Source organism: Rhodanobacter sp. FW104-R8 (genome assembly GCF_001617365.1).
Classification (GTDB): Bacteria; Pseudomonadota; Gammaproteobacteria; order Xanthomonadales; family Rhodanobacteraceae; genus Rhodanobacter.
Window position 1 is genome coordinate 1 of sequence record NZ_LVJR01000049.1, and the last position, 1,776, is coordinate 1,776.

The 1,776-nt window shown below is 58.7% G+C and carries 2 protein-coding genes; both read right to left on the reverse strand.

Going from position 1 to position 1,776, the window contains the following annotated elements:
• Positions 1-162: 162 nt before the first annotated feature.
• Positions 163-351, reverse strand: a complete 189-nt coding sequence (locus tag RHOFW104R8_RS17390) for a hypothetical protein (RefSeq protein WP_153023047.1) — start codon at positions 349-351, stop codon at positions 163-165.
• A 621-nt stretch (positions 352-972) separates the two neighbouring features.
• Positions 973-1,776 (reverse strand): RHS repeat-associated core domain-containing protein (locus tag RHOFW104R8_RS16970; protein ID WP_161487801.1); only part of this gene is annotated, 804 nt, incomplete at its 5' end.

Below are 1,776 nucleotides of genomic sequence, written 5' to 3' on the forward strand. Positions count from 1 at the left end.
CGCATCCGTCTTGGCCAGCACCGTGCCCTGCGGGTCGGTGTAGTAATAGTGCACCGTCCCCGCATGGGCCACCCCTCCCAGGAGCAGCCCCAACCACAGCAGCCACTTCGTCGCCTTCGTCATCACGCCCACCCCTTTGCGGATTGCCATGTCCTTAGCGCCTCAATGGATCGGCCCGGGCGGGTCGGTATAGGTGGTATTCGGCGCATTCGTGAAACCCGAGCAGCCGGCGGTATTGCAGGCCTGCACCGCGTATTGCAGCGTGTGGCTGGACGTCGGGGACGCCATCAGCGCGCTGGTGCCGGAGGTCGTGGCGACCGTGCTCGATATGCCCGTATCGAGATTGCTCATGCGCACGTTGTACGACGTGGCCGTCGCCGCAGCGGTCCATGACACGTAATACGTCGTGCCGTGGATATACGTCGGCGCGGTGACCGACGCGGGCGCCGCCAGCGGCAAAGCTGGGCATCACGATACGCGCATGCTGCTGCGCTACTACCACCCCGATGCGGCAGCCCTGGCAAGCGTTTGGACTGGTGCATATGACCAGACCAACATGACTATGGGGTCGTTGTGATGAGGGGCTTCCGAAGGACCCGCTCTAAACCTGACTCAGTTTCGGCGGAAATCAACACGACTCAACATCTCCAACGAAAGCCACTCCACCCCGCCAATTGCTTATGTCCATCGCTGCGATTGACTTCGCTTGTTCATCCGATAGCCCTGTTATCGCACAAGATACCTTCTTGCCGTTCTGAAGCTCCCCGATTTCGCTTCCTTTGTTGCGAGGAGAAGCAACGACGTAGCGACACACAGAGCCGCGATAGCTAATGCTTTTGTTCAGTTCAATAAGTGCCTTCCCCCCGTGATCATCGTGCGTCACTTGCAACAGTTCGCCTCGGAGTGGCTGCCACTTTAAGGCTTCTCCGAGATCCCACGGTTCGCTGAGCATGATTGAAATTCGCATTGGACTCACTGGTGCATCGGATCTGTTCGAACCACGGTGGCTGGCACGTCTCCAGTGGCGGTACGTTCCATTCCACCTCCAGGCATGTTGAAGTTCGTTTCAACGCGAGTCGGCGCTGAAAAACGTCCTACTGGAACCTCCAAAGTAGCTCGCACTTCCGGCTTAGTAGGAAGTGCCAATCGTTGCTGAGCACGTCCAGCTGATGAATTGATAGCATCGCTCGCATAATGCGTTCCAGGCCGGCCGCCTCGAATAAGACCAGTATCCTGCGTTGCCTTGAGCTCTGCTTTCGACATCGCCCGCTGAACTATTTCGGCCTTAGGCGAATTTGATAATACTTTGTCGAGCGTTGCAGCGCCTTTCACTACAGCGACCACATCACCCACACCCGAAGCCATCAACATCGCCGAAACGCCAGGCACACCAACCGTACGCCCTATCTTGTCGGCTTGTGCCGGATTAGCTGCAGCCCACTTTCCATAAGACTGCACCATCTGATCGCAAGTGAGGCCGTCAGCACAACGCCCATCCGGATCGGTGTGATTGATCGGGTTGTTGTTGGCGTAGTCGTATCGGTTGAAGTTGAACGAGTTGCCAGCCGCAGGCCGAGCCGGATCGACGCTAAGGAACCGCCCCACGCTCGGATCGTAATACCGCGCCTGCATATACACCAACCCGGTGTCCGGATCGTTCACATGCCCCGTATACCCCGGCCCGTTCGGCGCCGCACCCATCGCCTGGCTGCCGTACGGCGCGTAGTCGTACGTCGCCGTGATGTTGCCCTGCGCATCCGTCTTGGCCAGCACCGT